At 63.8% G+C, this 18396-nt stretch carries 26 protein-coding genes, 1 other RNA gene and 1 pseudogene; 17 read left to right on the top strand and 11 right to left on the bottom strand.

What is annotated here, in order from left to right; translation table 11 throughout:
- Positions 1-63 precede the first annotated feature (63 nt).
- The 8 genes from Q0974_RS00780 (at position 64) to Q0974_RS00815 (ending at position 5824) form a co-directional block, all read left to right on the top strand.
- A complete protein-coding gene (locus tag Q0974_RS00780) occupies positions 64-597 on the top strand; it encodes a hypothetical protein (RefSeq protein WP_299321460.1) in 534 nt (177 codons plus the stop codon).
- 69 nt (positions 598-666) lie between these two features.
- Entirely contained in the window at positions 667-1398 is a 732-nt protein-coding gene (locus Q0974_RS00785; protein WP_299321462.1) for a hypothetical protein, read from the top strand.
- Between the two features lie 131 nt (positions 1399-1529).
- The gene (locus Q0974_RS00790; protein ID WP_299321464.1) at positions 1530-2288 is read left to right on the top strand and encodes a hypothetical protein; all 759 of its coding nucleotides are present in this window, start codon (positions 1530-1532) and stop codon (positions 2286-2288) included.
- Between the two features lie 278 nt (positions 2289-2566).
- On the top strand, positions 2567-2944 hold the full coding sequence (gene crcB / locus Q0974_RS00795) for a fluoride efflux transporter CrcB (protein ID WP_299321467.1): 378 nt from the start codon (positions 2567-2569) through the stop codon (positions 2942-2944).
- A complete protein-coding gene (locus Q0974_RS00800; RefSeq protein ID WP_299321469.1) occupies positions 2941-4032 on the top strand; it encodes an RluA family pseudouridine synthase in 1092 nt (363 codons plus the stop codon). The genes crcB and Q0974_RS00800 overlap by 4 nt, the downstream gene beginning before the upstream one ends.
- A gap of 172 nt (positions 4033-4204) precedes the next feature.
- On the top strand, positions 4205-4867 hold the full coding sequence (locus Q0974_RS00805) for an HAD-IA family hydrolase (RefSeq protein ID WP_299321472.1): 663 nt from the start codon (positions 4205-4207) through the stop codon (positions 4865-4867).
- Positions 4864-5097 carry a hypothetical protein gene (locus tag Q0974_RS00810; RefSeq protein ID WP_299321473.1) on the top strand — a complete coding sequence of 78 codons (234 nt, stop codon included), beginning with the start codon at positions 4864-4866 and terminating at the stop codon, positions 5095-5097. Before Q0974_RS00805 ends, Q0974_RS00810 begins: the two co-directional genes overlap by 4 nt.
- A 25-nt stretch (positions 5098-5122) precedes the next feature.
- A complete protein-coding gene (locus Q0974_RS00815; RefSeq protein ID WP_299321475.1) occupies positions 5123-5824 on the top strand; it encodes an ATP12 family chaperone protein in 702 nt (233 codons plus the stop codon).
- Between the two features lie 132 nt (positions 5825-5956).
- On the opposite strand, the gene Q0974_RS00820 is transcribed toward Q0974_RS00815, so the two are convergent.
- Both Q0974_RS00820 and Q0974_RS00825 read right to left on the bottom strand, forming a co-directional pair.
- Entirely contained in the window at positions 5957-7210 is a 1254-nt protein-coding gene (locus tag Q0974_RS00820) for a multidrug effflux MFS transporter (RefSeq protein ID WP_299321476.1), read from the bottom strand.
- Positions 7211-7304: 94 nt separating this feature from the next.
- Positions 7305-7661 carry a DUF559 domain-containing protein gene (locus tag Q0974_RS00825; protein ID WP_299321478.1) on the bottom strand — a complete coding sequence of 119 codons (357 nt, stop codon included), beginning with the start codon at positions 7659-7661 and terminating at the stop codon, positions 7305-7307.
- Between the two features lie 138 nt (positions 7662-7799).
- Here Q0974_RS00825 and Q0974_RS00830 point away from each other — a divergent pair, with 138 nt between their 5' ends.
- The 5 genes from Q0974_RS00830 to Q0974_RS00850 all read left to right on the top strand — a co-directional run bounded on the left by Q0974_RS00830 (position 7800) and on the right by Q0974_RS00850 (position 10493).
- Entirely contained in the window at positions 7800-8255 is a 456-nt protein-coding gene (locus Q0974_RS00830; RefSeq protein WP_299321479.1) for a DUF2721 domain-containing protein, read from the top strand.
- The gene (locus Q0974_RS00835) at positions 8252-8671 is read left to right on the top strand and encodes a DUF4345 domain-containing protein (protein WP_299321481.1); all 420 of its coding nucleotides are present in this window, start codon (positions 8252-8254) and stop codon (positions 8669-8671) included. Before Q0974_RS00830 ends, Q0974_RS00835 begins: the two co-directional genes overlap by 4 nt.
- Positions 8668-9417, top strand: coding sequence for a sterol desaturase family protein (locus tag Q0974_RS00840; protein WP_299321482.1), 750 nt, complete (start codon positions 8668-8670; stop codon positions 9415-9417). Before Q0974_RS00835 ends, Q0974_RS00840 begins: the two co-directional genes overlap by 4 nt.
- A gap of 263 nt (positions 9418-9680) precedes the next feature.
- Positions 9681-9959, top strand: coding sequence for an ETC complex I subunit (locus Q0974_RS00845; RefSeq protein WP_299321485.1), 279 nt, complete (start codon positions 9681-9683; stop codon positions 9957-9959).
- An 18-nt stretch (positions 9960-9977) separates the two neighbouring features.
- Positions 9978-10493 carry a hypothetical protein gene (locus tag Q0974_RS00850; RefSeq protein WP_299321487.1) on the top strand — a complete coding sequence of 172 codons (516 nt, stop codon included), beginning with the start codon at positions 9978-9980 and terminating at the stop codon, positions 10491-10493.
- 26 nt (positions 10494-10519) lie between these two features.
- On the opposite strand, the gene Q0974_RS00855 is transcribed toward Q0974_RS00850, so the two are convergent.
- Complete coding sequence (locus tag Q0974_RS00855) at positions 10520-11200, bottom strand: alpha/beta hydrolase (RefSeq protein ID WP_299321489.1); 681 nt, start codon at positions 11198-11200, stop codon at positions 10520-10522.
- 214 nt (positions 11201-11414) lie between these two features.
- Here Q0974_RS00855 and Q0974_RS00860 point away from each other — a divergent pair, with 214 nt between their 5' ends.
- The gene (locus Q0974_RS00860) at positions 11415-11774 is read left to right on the top strand and encodes a UrcA family protein (RefSeq protein ID WP_299321491.1); all 360 of its coding nucleotides are present in this window, start codon (positions 11415-11417) and stop codon (positions 11772-11774) included.
- Between the two features lie 27 nt (positions 11775-11801).
- Here the strand turns inward: Q0974_RS00860 and Q0974_RS00865 are convergent, their stop codons facing one another.
- The 4 genes from Q0974_RS00865 to Q0974_RS00880 all read right to left on the bottom strand — a co-directional run bounded on the left by Q0974_RS00865 (position 11802) and on the right by Q0974_RS00880 (position 14001).
- Positions 11802-12341, bottom strand: coding sequence for an NUDIX hydrolase (locus tag Q0974_RS00865; protein ID WP_299321493.1), 540 nt, complete (start codon positions 12339-12341; stop codon positions 11802-11804).
- A 73-nt stretch (positions 12342-12414) separates the two neighbouring features.
- Positions 12415-12912, bottom strand: a complete 498-nt coding sequence (locus Q0974_RS00870) for a TPM domain-containing protein (protein WP_299321495.1) — start codon at positions 12910-12912, stop codon at positions 12415-12417.
- Between the two features lie 68 nt (positions 12913-12980).
- Positions 12981-13490: a TPM domain-containing protein gene (locus Q0974_RS00875; protein ID WP_299321497.1), complete on the bottom strand. Its 510-nt coding sequence runs from the start codon at positions 13488-13490 to the stop codon at positions 12981-12983.
- Position 13491: 1 nt separating this feature from the next.
- Positions 13492-14001, bottom strand: coding sequence for a hypothetical protein (locus Q0974_RS00880; RefSeq protein ID WP_299321500.1), 510 nt, complete (start codon positions 13999-14001; stop codon positions 13492-13494).
- 140 nt (positions 14002-14141) lie between these two features.
- On the opposite strand from Q0974_RS00880, the gene mscL reads away from it, so the two are divergent.
- Together mscL and Q0974_RS00890 are read left to right on the top strand one after the other, a co-directional pair.
- Positions 14142-14576, top strand: coding sequence for a large conductance mechanosensitive channel protein MscL (gene mscL, locus Q0974_RS00885; protein WP_299321501.1), 435 nt, complete (start codon positions 14142-14144; stop codon positions 14574-14576).
- A gap of 56 nt (positions 14577-14632) precedes the next feature.
- On the top strand, positions 14633-14779 hold the full coding sequence (locus Q0974_RS00890) for a hypothetical protein (protein ID WP_299321503.1): 147 nt from the start codon (positions 14633-14635) through the stop codon (positions 14777-14779).
- A 128-nt stretch (positions 14780-14907) separates the two neighbouring features.
- Here the strand turns inward: Q0974_RS00890 and Q0974_RS16265 are convergent.
- The 4 genes and pseudogenes from Q0974_RS16265 to Q0974_RS00905 form a co-directional block, all read right to left on the bottom strand.
- A pseudogene (locus tag Q0974_RS16265) lies at positions 14908-14979 on the bottom strand (hypothetical protein); the annotation flags it as partial.
- Positions 14979-15377, bottom strand: a transfer-messenger RNA (tmRNA) gene (gene ssrA / locus Q0974_RS00895). The pseudogene Q0974_RS16265 and the gene ssrA, both read right to left, overlap by 1 nt.
- A gap of 59 nt (positions 15378-15436) precedes the next feature.
- Entirely contained in the window at positions 15437-15835 is a 399-nt protein-coding gene (locus Q0974_RS00900) for a RidA family protein (protein ID WP_299321505.1), read from the bottom strand.
- 250 nt (positions 15836-16085) lie between these two features.
- Positions 16086-16532, bottom strand: a complete 447-nt coding sequence (locus Q0974_RS00905) for a hypothetical protein (RefSeq protein ID WP_299321508.1) — start codon at positions 16530-16532, stop codon at positions 16086-16088.
- An 852-nt stretch (positions 16533-17384) separates the two neighbouring features.
- Between Q0974_RS00905 and Q0974_RS00910 the strand changes: the two genes are divergently transcribed.
- Entirely contained in the window at positions 17385-18296 is a 912-nt protein-coding gene (locus Q0974_RS00910) for a LysR family transcriptional regulator (protein ID WP_299321510.1), read from the top strand.
- The last annotated feature ends 100 nt before the right edge of the window (positions 18297-18396 follow it).

An 18396-nucleotide genomic window follows, 5' to 3' on the forward strand; every position in this document is an offset into this window, starting at 1 on the left:
AATCACTGTATTAGTGATATGGGTCACTAGGCCCCGTCATTCAAGGGCGCTATGCTACGAAGAATGCAAGACACTGACATGACGGGGAGGGATTTCATGCGGACAGGATATGCAATTGCGACGATCGGCTTGCTGGCTCTGGCCGCCTGTGGCGGATCGGACGAACAGGTCTATCGCGGCGCGGATGGCGAGGAAGTGCGGGTCGAGCGCAGTGGCGACGACACGGTCACATTTCGCAGCGAAGATGGCGAAGCGGTGATAACGACCGGCGATATCGGATCGGCTGCAGCCGGCGGGCTGCCGCCCTATCCGGGCGCGGCCGACAGCCAGGGGATGCAGATGAACGCAACCGGCCCGGACGGCGGCTCGGGGCAGTTCTGGAGCTTCCAGACTTCCGATACGCCGGCCGATGTTGTTGCCTTCTATCGCGAAGCCTTGCCGAGCGCCGGCTATGAAATCGGCGCGACGATGGACATGGGCGATGCGCAGACGATTATCGGCAATCGCGCCGATGGCAATGGCGGCGTCCAGATTACGGCGACGGCCGTGCCGGGCGAGGGCACAATGGTCACGGTGATCGGCGGCGAGGGCGGATAAGGCCGGACTTGCCATCGTTGCCCGCGCGCGATTAGATCGTTCAAATCACGGGGTAATCGGAGGGGGTTTATGAAAAAGACGATTGTTTTGCTGTGCGCCGCCGTGGCGCTCGGCGCTTGTGGCGGCGCGCCGGAGGGCGAGGCGCAGGATGAAACGGTGGAAACCGAAGGCGAAGAAAGCGCGGCCGAACCCGTTGCGCTTTTCGATAATGGCCTCCCCGAATATCCCGATTTCGATTCGGCGACGCTCGAAAGCGAAACCACCATCCTCGACCAAGCGCAGGTTGAGTTCGAAACCGGCGATTCGATCGGGGATGTCTATGATTATTACCTTGGATCGATCGAAGCGCAGGGATTGAGCGTCGAAAGCACGCAGATCGCGGCCACGCCGTCCGAGGGCTCCGGTGGCGCGACGATCGACGCGAATACGCGCTCGGCGGGGACCGAAGTCTCCGTGCTTGTTTACATGGGATCGACGAATAGCGACCCGGCGGCCAATTTCACTGATGGTACGCCCCGCTATCCCGGCGTCGCCGAAGCTGACATCGAAGCGGGCAAGGCCGGCGACGGTGAGCGCGATGTGTATCGCTTCACGACAAGTGACAGCCCCGCCGAGGTGCTCGCCTTCTACCGTGAGGCTTTTACGCAGAACGGCATGACGATCTCCGCCATGCTCGCGCGGTTGAGAAACGACGCATCGGAAACAGCATCGGTATATGCGCGTGAGCGGCTGGGCGGCGGCGCAACTTCGGTAACACTGGCCACGGAAGGCGATCGCTGGGCTGCGGCCGGCGGCGAGTAATCGCGCCCCAAGCCGTCCGAAAAGGTGGTTAACCGGCCGAAAACTTACCGGAACGTTACCGGTTAACCATTTTTTTCAATGCGTTGATAACCTTTTCGCGCGAAATCTGCACTTCCTGTTGGGAGAATTGCATGATGCGCGCGAACAGATTTGCGATTGGCGCGGCCGCCGCGCTGAGCCTGTCGCTGGCCGCCTGCGGCACGGGCGAAACGGAAACCGATACCGAAGCGATGGACGAGGCCCTGCTCGGCGAGGCCGACAATAGCGATCCGGCGCTCACCACGGCGCTCGAAGACCAGATCATGGTCGATCAGGATCTGGCCGGCCAGTCCAACACCAATGCGGCGCTGCCCGGCGATGCCGTCAGCGGCGCGCCGATCCCCGAAACGTTGCACACGGTCAGCGACGCGCAGGCGGCGATCGACGGTGGCCGTCTGCTCTCCGCGCCTGAACCGACCCAGGGCGAAGAACGGGTCGGCCGCAGTGCGGGCCAGGGCGAAACGACGCTTGGCGCGATGGCCGAAACCCAGGCCGCCGATGTCGATGTCTGCGATGGTACGGTTGAATATGGCATGGCCTGGGCTTCGTCCCTGCCGCCCGAATTCAATCCCTATCCGGGCTCCGAAGTCGCCGAAGCGGCGGGCTATGATGAAGCCGGATGCCGGATGCGCGTCGTCAGCTTCCGCTCCTCGGCGGAAATGGATCGCCTGATCGACTGGTATTATACGCGCGCGATCCGCGCCGGCTATTCGTCCGAACATCAGCTGCGCCATGGCAATAATGTGCTCGGCGGTTTCCGCGAACGCGATGAGGGCGCTTACTATATCGTCTTCGCCCCGCGCCGCGGCGGCGGCACGGCGGTGGATGTCGTGACCAGCGCTGGACGGTAGAGGCTTTTTGTCAGACCTTCGCTTCGCTCAGGCGCGGCAGAGTCTTTTGTCAGAATTTTCCTGACGGAAAATCGCGGCACCGGCCCGCTCCCCCTCCCGACCTCCCACTTGATGGTACCCTGTTGGGAGGTCGGGAGGGGGAGCGGGCCGGTGCCGCGACATTGCGATAGCAATGTTCTGACAGACAAATCCCGGTGCCGCGATTTTTCCGCTGAGGAAAAATTCTGACAATCAACCCCTCACTGGCGATACGCCGCCCACTCCGCTAACTCTCCGCCATGCCTCATCTCCTTCTCGTCATGGCGGGCGGCGCGATCGGTGCGGGACTGCGCTTTCTGTTGGGCCGCTGGACGCTGCACCAGTTCGGCCCGGCTTTTCCCTGGGGCACCTTAAGCGCGAATATCCTTGGCGGGCTGGCGATGGGTATCCTCGTCGGATTACTCGCGCGCTTCGGCACCGGGGGCGAGGGCTGGCGGCTGTTTCTCGGCGTCGGCATTCTGGGCGGCTTCACGACCTTTTCGGCCTTCAGCCTCGAAACCGTAAACATGATCGAGCGCGGCGCGATGGGGCTCGCCGCCGGTTATGCGCTGGTGTCGGTCGTCGCATCGGTCGCGGCCTTGTTCGCCGGGCTCTGGCTGGTCAGGATCGCGGCATGACGGAGACGTTTAGCGACGATGTGCGCCAGTTCACGGTGGACGCAGACGATGACGGCATCCGGCTCGATCGCTGGTTCAAGCGCAACCTGCCCGAAGCGACGTTCAATATCGTCTCTCGCTGGGCGCGCACGGGGCAGCTCAGGCTCGACGGCAAACGCGCCGCGCCGGGAGATCGGATCGAAACCGGGCAGGTGATCCGCGTGCCGCCGGCCGAACCGCCCAAGTCGCAAAAGCCGAAGAAAGAACGCCCGCCGCTGAGTCAGGACCAGATCGATTTCGCCCAGACGCTCGATTTCCATCGCGACAAAAGCGCGCTCGTTCTCAACAAGCCGGCGGGCCTCGCGACCCAGGGTGGCACGAAGACCAAGGATCATATCGACGGGCTGCTCGATGCGCTGCAATATGGCGCGGACGGGCGGCCCAAGCTCGTCCACCGGCTCGACAAGGATACGAGCGGCGTCCTGCTCGTCGCGCGGACGCCCAAGGCCGCCGCCTTGTTCTCCAAGACCTTTTCGACGCGCAAGGCGACCAAGATCTACTGGGCCATCGTGATCGGCGTGCCCGAGATTGTGGATGGTGTGATCGACCTGCCGCTCGCGAAGCAGCCGGGCACGGGCGGCGAGAAGATGCATGTGTTCGACGAGGGTCAGCCGTCGAAAACCCGCTATCAGGTGATCGAGCGCGCCGGGAACCGCGCGGCGTTCGTCGCGCTCCAGCCCTATACGGGCCGCACCCACCAGCTGCGCGTCCATATGGCGGCGATCGGTCATCCGATTGTCGGCGATGGCAAATATGGCGGCGCGGATGCCTTCCTGACCGGCGGGATCAGTCGCAAGCTGCACCTTCATGCGCGGCGGCTCTGCCTGCCACACCCGGACGGCAAGATGCTCGATGTGACGGCCGAGCTACCCGAGCATTTTGCGAACAGCCTCGCCGCGCTCGGTTTCTCGCCCGAACTCGGCGATGCCGCCTTTGCCGAACCGCCGCCCGAAGACCCGAAACAGGCGCAAAAGCGCGCGGCCAAGGCTCATGCGAAGGATCGCCGCAAGGCGCGAAGGGGCGAACGGCGTAATCGGGGGAAGAGATGACTTCAGGCGCTAATATAAAACCCTCCCCCTTGATGGGGGAGGGTTTGGGTGGGGGTGATCTACCAGCTAGCGATTCAGTTAGCGGAGATGTCACCCCACCCCCGGCCCCTCCCCATCAAGGGGAGGGGAGCAATATTGCAGTCGCAAGCATGCGCTGGGAGCGGGGCCGCCGATGAGCAACCGGCTCGCCATCTTCGATTGCGACGGCACGCTCGTCGACAGCCAGGCCAATATCTGTATGGCGATGGAGCAGGCGTTCGAGCTGCACGGGCTCGCCGCGCCGCCGCGCGAACATACGCGGCGCGTCGTGGGCCTCAGTCTCGTGGAGGCGATGCACCGGCTGCTGCCCGATGCCGATCCCGATCAGCACCGCGCGCTGGCCGAGGATTATAAGCGCGCCTTTTCCGGCCTACGCAGCGCGGGCGTCGTCCATGAGCCGCTCTATGACGGGATCGCCGAAACGCTCGATGCGCTGGAAAGCGCGGGGTGGCTGCTTGGCGTCGCGACCGGCAAATCGGATCGCGGCCTCGCCTTCGTGCTTGAGGCGCATGGCCTGACCGACCGGTTCGTCGCACTCCACACCGCGGACCGGCACCCGTCCAAGCCGAGCCCTGCCATGCTCGAAGCCTGTATGGCCGATGCCGGCGCGGAACCGGGCACCAGCGCGATGATCGGCGATACGACATTCGACATGGCGATGGCGCGTTCGGCGAACATGCTGGCCGTCGGCGTCGCCTGGGGCTATCATGACGCGCATGAGCTCGAAGCGGCCGGCGCCGATGTCGTGCTCGACACCCCCGCCCATATCGCCGCTATCCTGAAGGAGCATGGATGACCCCCGAAGACGAGGAACGGCTCGCCAAGTCGCGCTTTCAGATGCTGCAGCTGATGCGCTTTACCGGGATCGTCGTGATGATCCTCGGCATGTGGATCTGGGCCGGCGACATATTGCGCGAGGGCGGCTGGCCACTGCTCGGCATTCCGCTCTTCGCGCTCGGCCTGTTCGAGGCGCTCGTGCTGCCGGTGATCCTTGCCCGGCGATGGAAGAGCCCGCCACAGGAATGACACAAGCCTAGCGCACCATAAGGCAATGAAACGATTCTACGAGAAAACCGACGCGGTGCGGACCAGCGATGGCTGGGCGATTGCGCTCGATGAGCGGCCGGTAAAGACGCCGGGCCGCAAATCGCTCGCCGTGCCCGCGCGCAAGCTGGCTGACGCCATCGCCGCCGAATGGGCGGGGCAAGAGGGCGAAATCGACCCGGCATCCATGCCGCTGACGGGCCTTGCCAATGCCGCGATCGACCGGGTCGCGCCGCAGGCTCACGAGTTCGCCGCCGAGCTCGCCCAATATGGCGAGACGGACCTGCTTTGCTATCGCGCGGACAGCCCGGCCGAGCTTGTCGCCAACCAGTCCGAAGCCTGGGACCCGCTGCTCGAATGGGCGCAGAAACGGTTCGATATCGGTTTCGAAACCATCACCGGCATCGTCCATCGCCCGCAGCCGGAATCGACCGTGACGCGCCTGCGCGGCGCGACTGAAGCCTATGATCCCTTCCGCCTCGCGGGCCTCTCGCCGCTCGTGCGGATCGGCGGCTCGCTTGTCGCCGCGCTGGCGCTCGCGGAAAACGCCTTCGACGAAGATACGATCTGGGCCGCGACGCGCGTCGACGAGGACTGGCAGGCCAGCCAGTGGGGCGAGGACGAGGAAGCCATCGCCGAACGCGATTCCCGCCGCCGCGAGTTCAGCGCGGGGATGCGGTTTATCCGGCTGCTGGACGCGGGGGATTGAGTAAAAAAGAGCCCTCCCCCTTGATGGGGGAGGGTTTGGGTGGGGGTGATCTGTCGGTTGAGAGTTCACCCCACCCCTAGCCCCTCCCCCATCAAGGGGAGGGGAAATTCCATTACGAACCCGCCCAAACAATCACACCCGCGCAGATTCTTCCGCGGACTCCTCCTCCCGAAACAGCCGCCCACGTTCGGTCACGAACACACATCCCAGCGCCAGCACGCTGCACACCAGAAAGCCCAGCGATAGCGGCAGGGTCGTGCCGTCATACATCTGGCCGATGCTGCCGCCGATGATCGCGCCGACCAATATGCCGACTGCCCCTTGTACGGAGCTGGCCGTGCCGGCGATCCGACCCATTTCCTCCATCGCCATCGCGCTGAAATTGGCGCCGCACAGGCCGAACGCACCCATATTGGCCGAGAGCAGGATCAGGAACAGCCAGAGCGATTTGCTCTCCGTATAGGCCGTGACCGTCGAGGCGATGGCGAGCCCGATAAAGACCAGCAGCGCGCTGTGCGATACGAGCCGCGTACCGAGCCTCAGCACGATCCGTGAATTGAGTAGCGAGGCCGCCGACATCGCGCCTGCGATCAGCGCGAAGGCCGGCACCAGCATATCGGGCCGGTTAAACGTATCGTAAATGACCTGCTGGATCGAGTTGATAAAGCCGAACAGCGCGCCCGAGAGCAGCGCCGAAGCGAGCATATAGCCGAGCGATTTGCGGTCCGTGAGCGTCTGTTTCCAGCCTCGACCGACGCGCGCCGGCGTCAACGGCAGCCGGTCTTCGGGCTTCAGCGTTTCCGGGAGCCGCCAGCCGATCCAGAGGCCCACGCCCACGCCGATGCCTGCGAACATCCAGAAGATCCAGCGCCAGTTCGCGATCTGGATGATGATCTCGCCGAACAGCGGCGCGAGCACGGGCACCGCCATGAACACCATCATCGCGAACGACATGACCTGCGCCATCTTGCGCCCGACATAGAGATCCCGGACGATCGAAACGGCGAGCACCCGCGTCGCGGCGACGGCGATCCCCTGCGCGAAACGCGCGGCGAGCAGCAGCTCGAACGACTGGGCGAAGGCTGCGACGATGCTCGACAGCGTATAAAGGCCGAGGCCCCCGACGAGCAGCGGGCGGCGGCCGAACCGGTCCGACAGCGGGCCATGGACGATCTGCGCGAGGCCGAAGCCGAGCAGCAGCGCGCCGATCACCAGCTGCCGGTCATTATCCTCCGTCACGTTCAGCGCGTCGCCGATGGCCGGTAGCGCGGGCAGCATCGCGTCGATGGCGAGCGCCGTCATCGCCATCAGCGAGGCGACCATCGCGACGAATTCGCGAAAGCCCGGCGCCGCGCGGGCCGGATCGATGGGTGCGGCTTGTGCCATGCCCCGGCCATGCGCTTTTTTGCAGTGCAGCGAAACCCGGAAAATGGCCGCAAAGACGATTGCGGACTATTCCCCTCCCCTTGATGGGGAGGGGTTAGGGGTGGGGTGATCTCTCCTCCAGTAGAGAAGCTATCCTCTCAGCGACTCCCTCGGAATTCCCCAATATTTCCGTGTTCCAAAAGCGAATGACCCGATAGCCATCTGCCTCGATCGCGGCATCTCGTCGGATATCTTCTTTGCCGCCATGCTGGCCACCATCCGCCTCAATTACGAGACGATGTTTGTGACTGGCAAAGTCGCAGATGAACTGCCTGACCGGCACCTGCCGGCGAAAACGGGCATCGGGGAATTTTTCACGCAGGATGCGCCAGAGGCGCTTTTCCGCATCGGTAGGTTGATTGCGAAGTTTTCTCGCTCTGACAGTTGTTCCAGGAGGCGGATGCCGTTTCATCGATGCCGCGTTTACAGGAGAGATCACCCCCACCCAACCCTCCCCCATCAAGGGGGAGGGCTTTTGCTCGCTTCTCCGTACCGAACATCCTCACAGTCTCGCTTGACCGCGGTCGAGCCAGCCCCGAAAACCGTCGCCATGGACACCATGCCCGCCGATATCGCGCTGACCATCCAGCTGGCGCTGGCCCCGGCTTTCCTGCTGGTCGGGGTCGGGCAATTTCTGATCCTCGCCACCGGGCGGCTTGGCCGGGTTGTGGACCGGGCGCGGATCATTGCCGATATCCTGCCGCGCGATCCGGGGCCCGAGCATGACGATTGCCTGCGCGAGCTCAAAATGCTCGATCGGCGAATGACGGTCACAGGACTTTCCATCCTGTTCGGCACAATCTCGATGATCGCGGTGTGCCTTGTCGTTGCCGGGCTGTTCGCCAACCGATTGCTCGATATCGCTTTGAGCGGGCTGACGGCGGCCGCCTTTGTCTGGGCGATGGGCTTGCTGATCCTCGGGCTGATCGCCTTCCTGATCGAGGTCTATCTCGCGAACAAGTCGATCCATGTCCGTGCGGATTTGCTGGAGAAGCCGCGGCAATGAGTCCCGAGGCGGAGAAACGCGCCTTGCAGATCGCGGCGGGGATTGCCTGTCTCGTTCCCCTCTCCATCGGCGCGGCGAGCATCGTGATTGGCCCGTCCATCCTCTCGGGCGTAGACGATCCGCCCGTGCGCGATCTCGACAGCCATTTCCGCTATCTCTCGGGCATCTTCTTCATGCTGGGCATCGCCTTTGCGAGCTGCGTGCCCGGGATCGAGCGCAAGACGGCGCGCTTCCGCCTGCTCGGCGCGATGGTGGTGACGGGCGGGCTGGCGCGGGCCTGGTCGGCGACCGAATACGGGCTGGCCTCGGAAGGTCATCGCTTCGGGCTGGTCATGGAGCTCGGCGTCGTGCCGCTGCTGATGCTCTGGCAGACGCGTGTGGCCCGGCGGTTCGCCGGCGCGGAGACAAACGGATGAGCGATCCCTGGCTGGCGAGCGCGCTGGCGCTCTGGATCGCGCTGGTCCTTGCGCTGGAGCGGCTGGCCGTCGCGCAGACGCCGCCGGCCGACAATCTTCGCCGGATCCTGCGCAATGTCGGGCTCGGTTTGATCGCGCTGACCGCCGCGCCCTTGCTGTTGACGCTGACCGGGCGGATCGCGGGCGGGGTCGAACCGCTCGTGCCGCTGGATGTGCTCGGGCCGATTGGCGCGCTCGCAGTGCAGTTGTTGGTGCTCGATATCTGGACCTATGGGATGCACCGGGCGTACCACGAAGTGCCCTTTCTCTGGCGTTTCCACGCGCCGCACCATCTCGACGACCATCTCGATGCGAGCTCGGCCTTTCGCTTTCATTTCGGCGAGATTCTGATCTCGGCCGCTATGCGCCTGATTCCGGCTCTGGCCTTCGGCATCGATGTCGCGACGTTGCTGCTGTTCGAGGCGATACTGACGGCCAATGCCGTGTTCCACCATTCGAACATCCGGCTGCCGGAGCGGTTCGAAAAGCTGCTGTCGCTGGTCATCGTCACACCGTCGATCCACTGGATGCATCACCACAAGACGCGCGTGGATACCGACAGCAATTACACCGCGATCCTCTCGATCTGGGACCGGATCTTCGGCTCGCGCAACCCCAAGCCGCGCAGGATTGGGATGCCGATCGGTGTGGAAGGGGAGCGCGACCGGAGTTTCGGAAAGCTGCTGGTGTATCCGTTTGTGCGTTAGTTTGTCAGAATTTTCCTCGCGGAAAATCGCGGCACCAGCCCGCTCCCGCTCCCGACCTCCCATGAGTGTACCCTGGTTGGGAGGTCGGGAGCGGGAGCGGGCTGGTGCCGCGACATTGCGCAAGCAATGTTCTGACAAAAGAATCCTGGTGCGGCGCTCGACCGAAAGGTCGAGTCTGACAATAAAAGCGTCCAAAATCTCATTGACCTGGTGTCGTGCTTTGCGGCATTTCGCAGGCGATTACTTGCAAGAGGTCTCGCTTCATGCCCGCGCGTATCTATCAACGGATGAAGAATGCGATGCAGTCGGGCCGGCATCGGGTCGGCTTATGGACGCTCGAATTCGAACCGAGCGAGGCGCAGCGCGCCGATCCGCTAATGGGCTGGGCCGGGTCCTCCGACACGAACCGCCAAGTCCGCCTGACCTTCCCGACGCTCGACGCGGCGAAGGCCTATGCCGACAAGCAGGGCATCGGCTACACGATCGTGCCGGGCCCCGAGCGGAAGCTGAAAATCCAGCACTACGCCGATAATTTCAAATAGAGGCGGCGCGCCGGATCGATGGACGCCTATGTCACCGATCTCCGCCGCAGGATTGGGACTTTCGATGGGCGTGCCGTCAGCATATTGGGCGAGATCGAAGCGGCTGAGTCCGGACGGGACGGTTATATGACGGCCCTGATCGCGCTCACCGACGATGACAGCGGTAATATATCCTTCGGCGCCACTTGGTTGATCAAGTCCGCGCTGGAAGCCGGTATGGCGCTATCCGCGGATCAGGTGTCCACGCTTCTGGCGCGCATAGATGCTGTTACTGCATGGGATGCGCGGCTGCATATCTGCCAATCCGTCCGTCACATGGATGTGGCGGCGGACGATGCCGATGCGCTGATCCAATGGCTCGTCCCGCTGAGGCAGCACGACAAACCGTTTCTGCGCGCCTGGTCGCTCGACGCGATCTGCTATCTGGCCGCGCGTGACCCCCGGCACAGGGATTTCGCGCAGGCAAGTCTTGGCGAAGCCCTGGCCGACGATGCGGCGTCGGTCCGGGCGAGAGCGCGCCGATTGGCTGGCTGAACAAGACGGGAGTTACGGATATCCGGCTACAGCCCCATCGCCGCGCGGCATTGGAGGATCGCGTCCGCCGTTTCCTCCGGCTCGGCGAATGGATGGAGATGCGTGCCTTTGAGACGGATCACTGGCCAGCCAAGCGACCCTGCCCGGCGCGCCTCTTCGACGAAGGACAGAGAGGTCCGCAGGTAGGTCCGTTTCGCGCGCGACCAGTCCGGCATGGCGAAGCTGTCGTCGAACCAGTCTCGGCGTAGGGCTGGGATATCGGCGAGAAACGTCTCCTTCTCCGCGTCCGAAACGTCCCCGCCTTCGAAAATGTCGACCGTCCACCAGTCATTCCATGGGGGCAGGACGCCATCCTGCACCGGTAGCGTGTCGAGAAAGGCGCGGAAGGTCGGTTCGACGGGCAGCACGGTGCCGCTGTCCGGCGGGATCGCGGCGTCGAGGCAGATCATGCCGGATGCGTTGAGATCGGCCGCGAGCCGGGCGGCGAGCAATCCGCCCATACTGTGCCCGGCGATAACGGGCCGGTCCATTTCGGGCAGCGCCTCGGCGAGCCGATCGGGCCAGTCGCGCCACGGCGGAATCTCCGCGCCAGCCGCATAGGCGGTCGGCAGATGGCAGATATGGCCCGCGCGTTCGAGCGCTTTTTGCGTCGGCGCTAATGACGTCGGCCCGACGAGCGGGCTGTGGATCAGGACGATATCGGGCATCGCCGTCAATCTGCGCGATTCAGCGCTACTTGGCGAGGGCTGACCGGCGCGTTGCCCGCGAAACAGCCGAATATCGCGCCTTTGCGGCCGCTGATCGATTCCGGATGCGCATAGCCGATTTCGAAAATCGGGAGGCGGAGTGGCCGATTTCCGGTCACTTCGGGGCCGTCCTCGCATGCAGCGGAGACGCCCACAGTATCGATCAAGGAGAAGAATGATGTTTCGTACTTTTGTGAATACCAGCCTCGCCGGGCTGATCGCCCTGTCCGCGCTTGCGGCTGCAAGCCCGGCCAGTGCGCAAAGCCTCGAAATGGCCGTTTCGCCGCAGGAGCTCGGCAGCGAAGCCGGGGTCGCCGCGCTCTATTCGCGTATCCAGCGCCGGGCGCGCGCCGCCTGCGACACCATGTCCGGCCTCCAGCGGCTGTCGGACCGCAACGCCTGCCGCGCCGAGCTGGTCGACGGAATCGTCGCGGAGATCGGTCACCCGGCGCTGTCCGCGCTTGCCGATCGGTCCGCCATGCAAACGGCCATGGCCGATAGCCGGCCGTTCTTCGCGCGGCAGTGCGGGGAATAGCGGCGGATGGTGCCGCAGACCGACGGATTATGGCGCTGTGTCGAGCCAGCCCGCGCCGAGCAGCGCCATGATCCGCACATCGATCACCAAACCGGCTTCGCGCTGCGCCGCCACGAATTCCGCGATCCTGCCGAGCGGGACGCGGTGGACGGTGATATTCTCATGATGCGTGCCGCCGCCCGCACCGACCTTTTCGAGGCCGGTCGCGCGGAACAGGGTGAACGTCTCGCTCGTCATGCCGGGCGAGGAGCAGAAGCGGCCGAGATTGTCGATCCGCCCGGCGCGATAGCCGGTTTCTTCCTCCAGCTCCTTGGCCGCGGCTTCTTCCGGCGTTTCGCGCTCTGTATTGTCGCCGACCAGCCCCGCGGGCATTTCGATGCAGTTCGCCTTCAGCGCCATCCGATATTGTTCGACGAGGATGACATGATCGTCACCCTCGCCGCCCGTATCGATGGCGAGGATCACGGCCGCGCCGATGCCGCGCACCCGGCTCACATATTCCCACCGGCCTTCCTGATGGATGGCCAGATAGTTGCCCGCCCAATGGGTGATGCGGTCGTCCGCCAAACGCTGCGCCTTCCTGCCCGGTTACCGATACTCGTCCTGTGCGCCGCAAGAATGCGCAGATTAAGCCCCGAGCCTAGTTGCTCATTGCCGCGGCTGTGGCGTCGATGGCGTTCATGAACCCGCCGTCGAAATCCTCATTGTCGAACGCGTCGGCCATGTCGGCGGCGATTTGTTCGCCCTCCCCTGTATCGATGCCGGTGCCGACGACGCCGATCCGCTGGTCGCCGGCCGCAATGTAGATCATCGCGTTGGAGCCTGCGTCGCCCATCGCGGTGGTCGCGGCCTCGCCGATGTCGCCGCCTTCCGTCGTCTCGACGATCAGGATCTGCACATTATCGCCGGTTTCGGCAAAATGTTCGCCCAGCCGCGTGTTAACCGCAGCCATCGTATCGCCAAGCTCATCGCCGAGCTGGCCGGTCTGATCGATGATGAATTCCTCGGGCGCCTCGACCGCTTCTTCTTCGGCCGCTTCTTCCTCGGTCGCTTCGGCTACGTCTTCGCCGCCGCTACAGGCGGTCAGCGCCATGCTCAGGCCTGCCGCGCCGATCATCAGTTTTGCAGTCTTTTTCATATGCCCCTCCTTTGGTGTGGCGCAGCCTATGCCATGGTTCTTTCCGGTAATAAAGCGGCAGGCGCCGTCTAGCCGTCGAGCCGGGCGAACAGCGCGTCGAGCGCGCCGTTCAGCCCTTCGCGGATTTCGCGCGCATCGAAGCGGCGTCCCATTTCGGCCTCGACCGTATCGACAAAGTCCGGCGGCAGGGCCTCGGCCGCGCCCGGCGCCGGCGCGATGCCGATCGTCTCGTCGGCGAGCGCGATCAGGATCAGCGCGCCATTCTCGCTTATCCCGCGATCGCCGATCATGGCTGCCGCCCGTTCGGTGACATCCTCCCCGTCGGTCGTCAGGATCACGGCGATATGGATTTCATGGCCGCTCTCCCGGTGAAAGCCGATCAGCCGCTCGCTGAGCTCGGTATTCATCTCGCCCTCGATCAGGCCGATATCCTGAATATAACCGCCGGGATTGGGCTCGAAATCCGGCGCTTCGGTGGCGGCATCTTCGGTCGCGGCGTCTTCGGGCGCATCGCCGCTATCGGGTGCGCCGCATCCCACGAGCGCCAGGCTGGCTGCGATAATGGCTGTCCTGCGCATGTTAATTCCCAAGCTCCGCGATCACGGCGTCGACGCCGCTGTTCAGCCCCTCGGCTAGCCGGTTTTCCTCGAAATGATCGACCATGGTCAGCTCCGTGACGGTGGTGAAACGCTCATCGAGATCGCCGCCGACGATCGCCAGAGCCTGGTCCGCGCCTGCAATATAGATCAACGCATCGGCATCGCGCGCGGCCCGCTCCGCTTCGGCCAGTGCCTCGACATCGCGCTCGCCGGTCGTCATCGCGAGGATGAGATGCACGGTGCGTCCGCTCTCGGCGTGGAAGTCGGCCAGTTTCCCGTTCAATGCCTCGACAAGATCCGGGTTGATCTGCCCGCCGGTTTCATCTTCGGCATAGGTCGTCGCCTCCTCTTCTGCGGGCATTTCGTCGGTTGCGGTATCGCCGGCCTCCATGTCGGTATCTTCGGCTTGCGCGCCCGCTTCTCCGCTACAGGCGGTGAGAGCGATGACGGCCGCGATGGCGCCGCCGGGCAGGAGATTATGGACTTTCATGGGCAGGCCTTTCTTGCGCTATTCCGCGACGATTTCGAGCGCTATCGCATGTTTCGCCGGCCGCCGAAACCGCTTGCTTGGCGGGCGCGGCGCGCTGTGTCATAGGCTGCGCGCATATTTCGCGAGAAGGGGAAGCGTTTATGTTCGGCGAGTTCAGGGATTTTATCGCGCGCGGCAATGTCATCGATCTGGCCGTGGCGGTCATTATCGGCGGCGCATTCGCGACGATTACGACATCGCTGACCGAGGATATCATCATGCCGGTCGTCGGCTGGATCTTCGGCGGGGCGGATCTTTCCACCTGGTTCATCCGGCTCGGCGAGATTCCGGCGGACTATGCCGGGTCGTCCGAGGATTATGCCGCGCTCAAGGAAGCCGGCGTTGCGATGATCGGGCTCGGGCAATTCATCACCGTGCTGATCAATTTCGTGATCCTCGCCTTCGTCATCTTCCTGATGGTCCGCCAGGCGAACAAGATGATGACCAAGAAGGAAGCCGAGGAAGCCGAAGAGGATAGCGGCCCGAGCGAAATCGACCTGCTGACCGAAATCCGGGATTCGCTGAAACAGCAATAGCCGCCCCCCGCCCGCCCCCCCCCCCCCCGCATCATTTTCACAAAGGAGAGGAAACCATGCGTAAATTATTCATAGCATCCGCCGCCGCGCTCTCGCTGAGCCTTGCCGCCTGTGCCGGCGAAGGCGGCGATAATGGCGAAGATACCGAAGCCGAAGATGGCGAAGAGGATGAAGATGAGGACGAAGACGAGGATGAGGATTAGGTTCGTCTAGTTTTTGTCAGAATTTCGCTGGCGCGAAATCGCGGCACCGGGATTTGATTTGTCAGACTCGACCTGTCGGTCGAGCGCCGCACCGGCCCGCTCCCCTCCCGACCGCCCACAGGGTACACTTAATGGGCGGTCGGGAGGGGGAGCGGGCCGGTGCGGCGATTTTCTGACAAGAAAACTCTGACAAAATGAAAGTGGGGCGCTTCTGTTGCTCGGTGCGCCCCGGACCGCCGGTTTCCACTTCTGTTGCCGGGCGTGGTCCAGCCCCGTTATTGTCGTTGTAACTTAAGCCGTGAGGCTATTCGTTACGCAGCAATAGCAAGTGCTTCGTTATCGTTGGCACTTATGAGTTGTGAACGGTTTTACGGCGCATTCAGGCCGGGCGAAAAGCATCGTCTTTCAACACACGTCGATCCTGGTTCGGCCCCATCTTGTCCCGCCATAGCCTTGCGCGAAGGCGGACGGGATATGGTGGAGCCGCCGGGTACTGCCCCCGGGTCCGCTGTGCCTATTGCACGGCGCCGTTTATCGCCATAGCCGGAGAAATCCCCGGCAACCCCAATATAGGCCTTCCCGCGTTAATGGGAAGTGAGCGCGGAAAAGCGCAGGATTTTAGAGGCTTAGGCGGCGCTATTTGTCGGAAGCTCGCCGCTACGCCTTCACCGCCATCACTTCGATTTCGACCAGATATTCCGGATCGGCGAGCGACTGGACGCCGATGGCGGTTGCGCAGGGCGCCGTGCCTTTGAACAGAGCGGGGAGCGCGCTGCCGACCGCCTCCATCTTCTCCGGCGTCATATCGACGATATAAAGGCGCACGATCGTCACATCCTCGGGCGTCGCGCCGGCGGCTGCCAGCGCCAGCTTTACATTGTTCGCCGCCACCTTCGCCTGTTCGGCGAGATCGCTGGGCACAGGCGTCCCGTCCCGGTCGATCGCGACCTGCCCCGAACAGAAAACGAGCTCGCCGGGCTTGGCCGTCACCGTCTGCGTATAGCCGAGCGCGCCGGCATCGGGCAGCGTATCGGGGTTGATCTTGGTAATCGGCATGGGCTGGTCTCCTTTGCGGTCAGTGCAAGCATAAAGGGCGGGATTCAGTTTGTCGGAAACTTCCTAGCGGAAGTTCGCGGCACCGGGTTTTGATTGTCAGACTCAACCTAACGGTTGAGCGCGGCACCGGCCCGCACCCCCTCCCGACCGCCCATTAAGGGTACACTCGTGGGCGGTCGGGAGGGGGTGCGGGCCGGTGCCGCGATTTTTCCGCTGAGGAAAAATTCTGACAAAGAAACCTGACACAATTTCACTCTTCAAAAATACCGTTTTCCCGAGCCGGCTTCACGCTGGTTTCGAGCAGGTCGACGCGGATATGCGTCCGCAGCAATCCCGTCTCCTGCGCCACGAAGGGCGTCACATGATCCTCGGCCCGGCCGGGCAGGCGTAGAGCGGTGACGATCGCATCGACCAGCCCAGATTCGCCCTCATAATGGACCTCCATCGCTTCGCCGATCGTCGAGGCCAGCGCATCGCCCTTTTCGGCCAGATCCTTCAGCATGGTTTCCAGCGCGGCATATTCGGGCGCGGCATGCGCCATGTCCGCCCCTTCGAGATCGAGCGCGAGCACGGCCCCGTCGGGACCGATGAAATGCGCATGCGGCGGACAGGCGCCGGTATCCTCAAGGCGTTTTTTGGAGTCGCCGAGACTGGTGGCGAGAAGATCGTCGAGCTGGGCCTGGCTGGGCGCGGTCATGATGGAGCTTTCGTGTCTGGGTGAGGCTGCATCATGCGCAGCCGGACGCGGTTAGGCAATCGGGTTTGTGAGAATCGTTTGTCAGAATTTCGCCTGCGGATCCGCGCGGTAGGTTTGTTTGTCAGAATTTTCCTAGCGGAAAATCGCGGCACCAGCCCGCTCCCCCTCCCGACCTCCCATTAAGTGTACCCTGTGGGAGATCGGGAGGGGGAGCGGGCTGGTGCCGCGCTCGACCGCAAGGTCGAGTCTGACAAACAAAACCCGGTGCGGCGACATTGCGACAGCAATGTTCTGACAAAGACTCTGTCGCCAGCATAGAAAAACCCCCGCCAGGGGGACTGACGGGGGCTTAAGGGGCCTTGGGGGAGGCCGTGGGAGGCTGGTTTGCTTTGCGCCGTTCCGGGAGTCCGCCCGGGCGATGTGACCGGGTCAAGCGGCGAGGATCGCGAGCGGCGAGCTGACCAGTGCGAGCGAGAAGCTGGCGACGGTGGCGAAAACGGCGCCGAGAGCGGCTGCGGGATAAATCTTGGTCATGGTGTATCTCCAGTAAGAGGGCGAGGTGAGGGGCCGGGGTCAGGCGGCGAGAATTGCCAGCGGCGAGCTGACGAGGGCCAGCGAGAAGCTCGCGACCGTGGCGAGAACCGAACCGATGGCGGCGGGGAAAAACTTGGTCATGGCGTATCTCCAATCTTGGGTTTCGTGTCTGGGTTTTCGTGTCAGGCGGTGGACCGTTCCATCGTCTTGAGCTTTAGATACGCGCTCGCCGGCTCGCCGCCTAACACTAGTATTGCGCTTATGCTATGCATATATGCATAACGCCCGGGAGCCGGGCGCAACCGCGGAGAACTGCCGATGCTGGACTGGAACGACCTGCGCTATTTCCTCGCCGTGGCGCGCACGGGGAGCACGCTGGCTGCCTCGAAACAGCTCAAGGTCAGCCAGTCGACGGTCTCGCGCCGCATCACCGCGTTCGAGGAGGCGATCGACGTCACGCTCTTCGTCCGCAAGCCGTCCGGTTACGATCTCACGCCGCGCGGGGAGGCCGTGCTGCCGGCGGCCGAGCGTGTGGAGGCGGCGATGCTGTCCTTCTCCGACGGGGTCGAGGCGGAATCGCGCCGGCTCGCCGGGACGGTGCGGCTGGCGACGGTCCAGGCGGCGGCCAATGCCTGGGTCATCCCGTCCGTCGGCCTGCTGCGCGATCGCCATCCGGACATCCGCGTCGAGATCCTGACCTCGGATCAATATGTCGATCTGGCGCGCGGCGAGGCCGATGTCGCGATCCGCTTCGGGCCGAAACCGACGCAGGAGACGCTGATCGTCCGCCACCTCATCGACATGCTCGAAAGCTTCTATGCGAGCGAACAGATGGTCGCGCGGCTCGGCATGCCGGAGAATATCGCCGATCTCGCCCGCTATCCGATGGTCGCCTCGATCGACCCGGAAAGCCAGCTCAACCGCTTTCTGGCCGAGCATGTGCCGGACGCCGAAATCGCGCAGCGCGCCAGCTCCATGTCGAGCATCATCGCCAGCGTCCAGTCCGGCCTCGGTGCGTCGATCCTGCCCTGCCTGATGGGCGACGATATGCGTGGGCTCATCCGCCTGCTGCCGCCGATCGAGGAGCTGACGACGCCCGGCTGGATGGTGACGACCGACGAAGCCCGCCGCCAACCCCATATCCGCGCCGTCATCGATTTCGTGGTGGAGCAGATCCAGAAGTCCATCGCCGAGCGCACGACGCAGCTGTCGATTGTGCAGGCGGCTTAGTCTGTCAGACCTCGCCTTCGGCTCGGCGCGGCACCAGCCCGCTCCCCCTCCCGACCTCCCAATAAGTGTACCCTGTGGGAGGTCGGGAGGGGGAGCGGGC

It is taken from the genome of Parasphingopyxis sp., from assembly GCF_028279465.1.
GTDB lineage: Bacteria > Pseudomonadota > Alphaproteobacteria > Sphingomonadales > Sphingomonadaceae > Parasphingopyxis.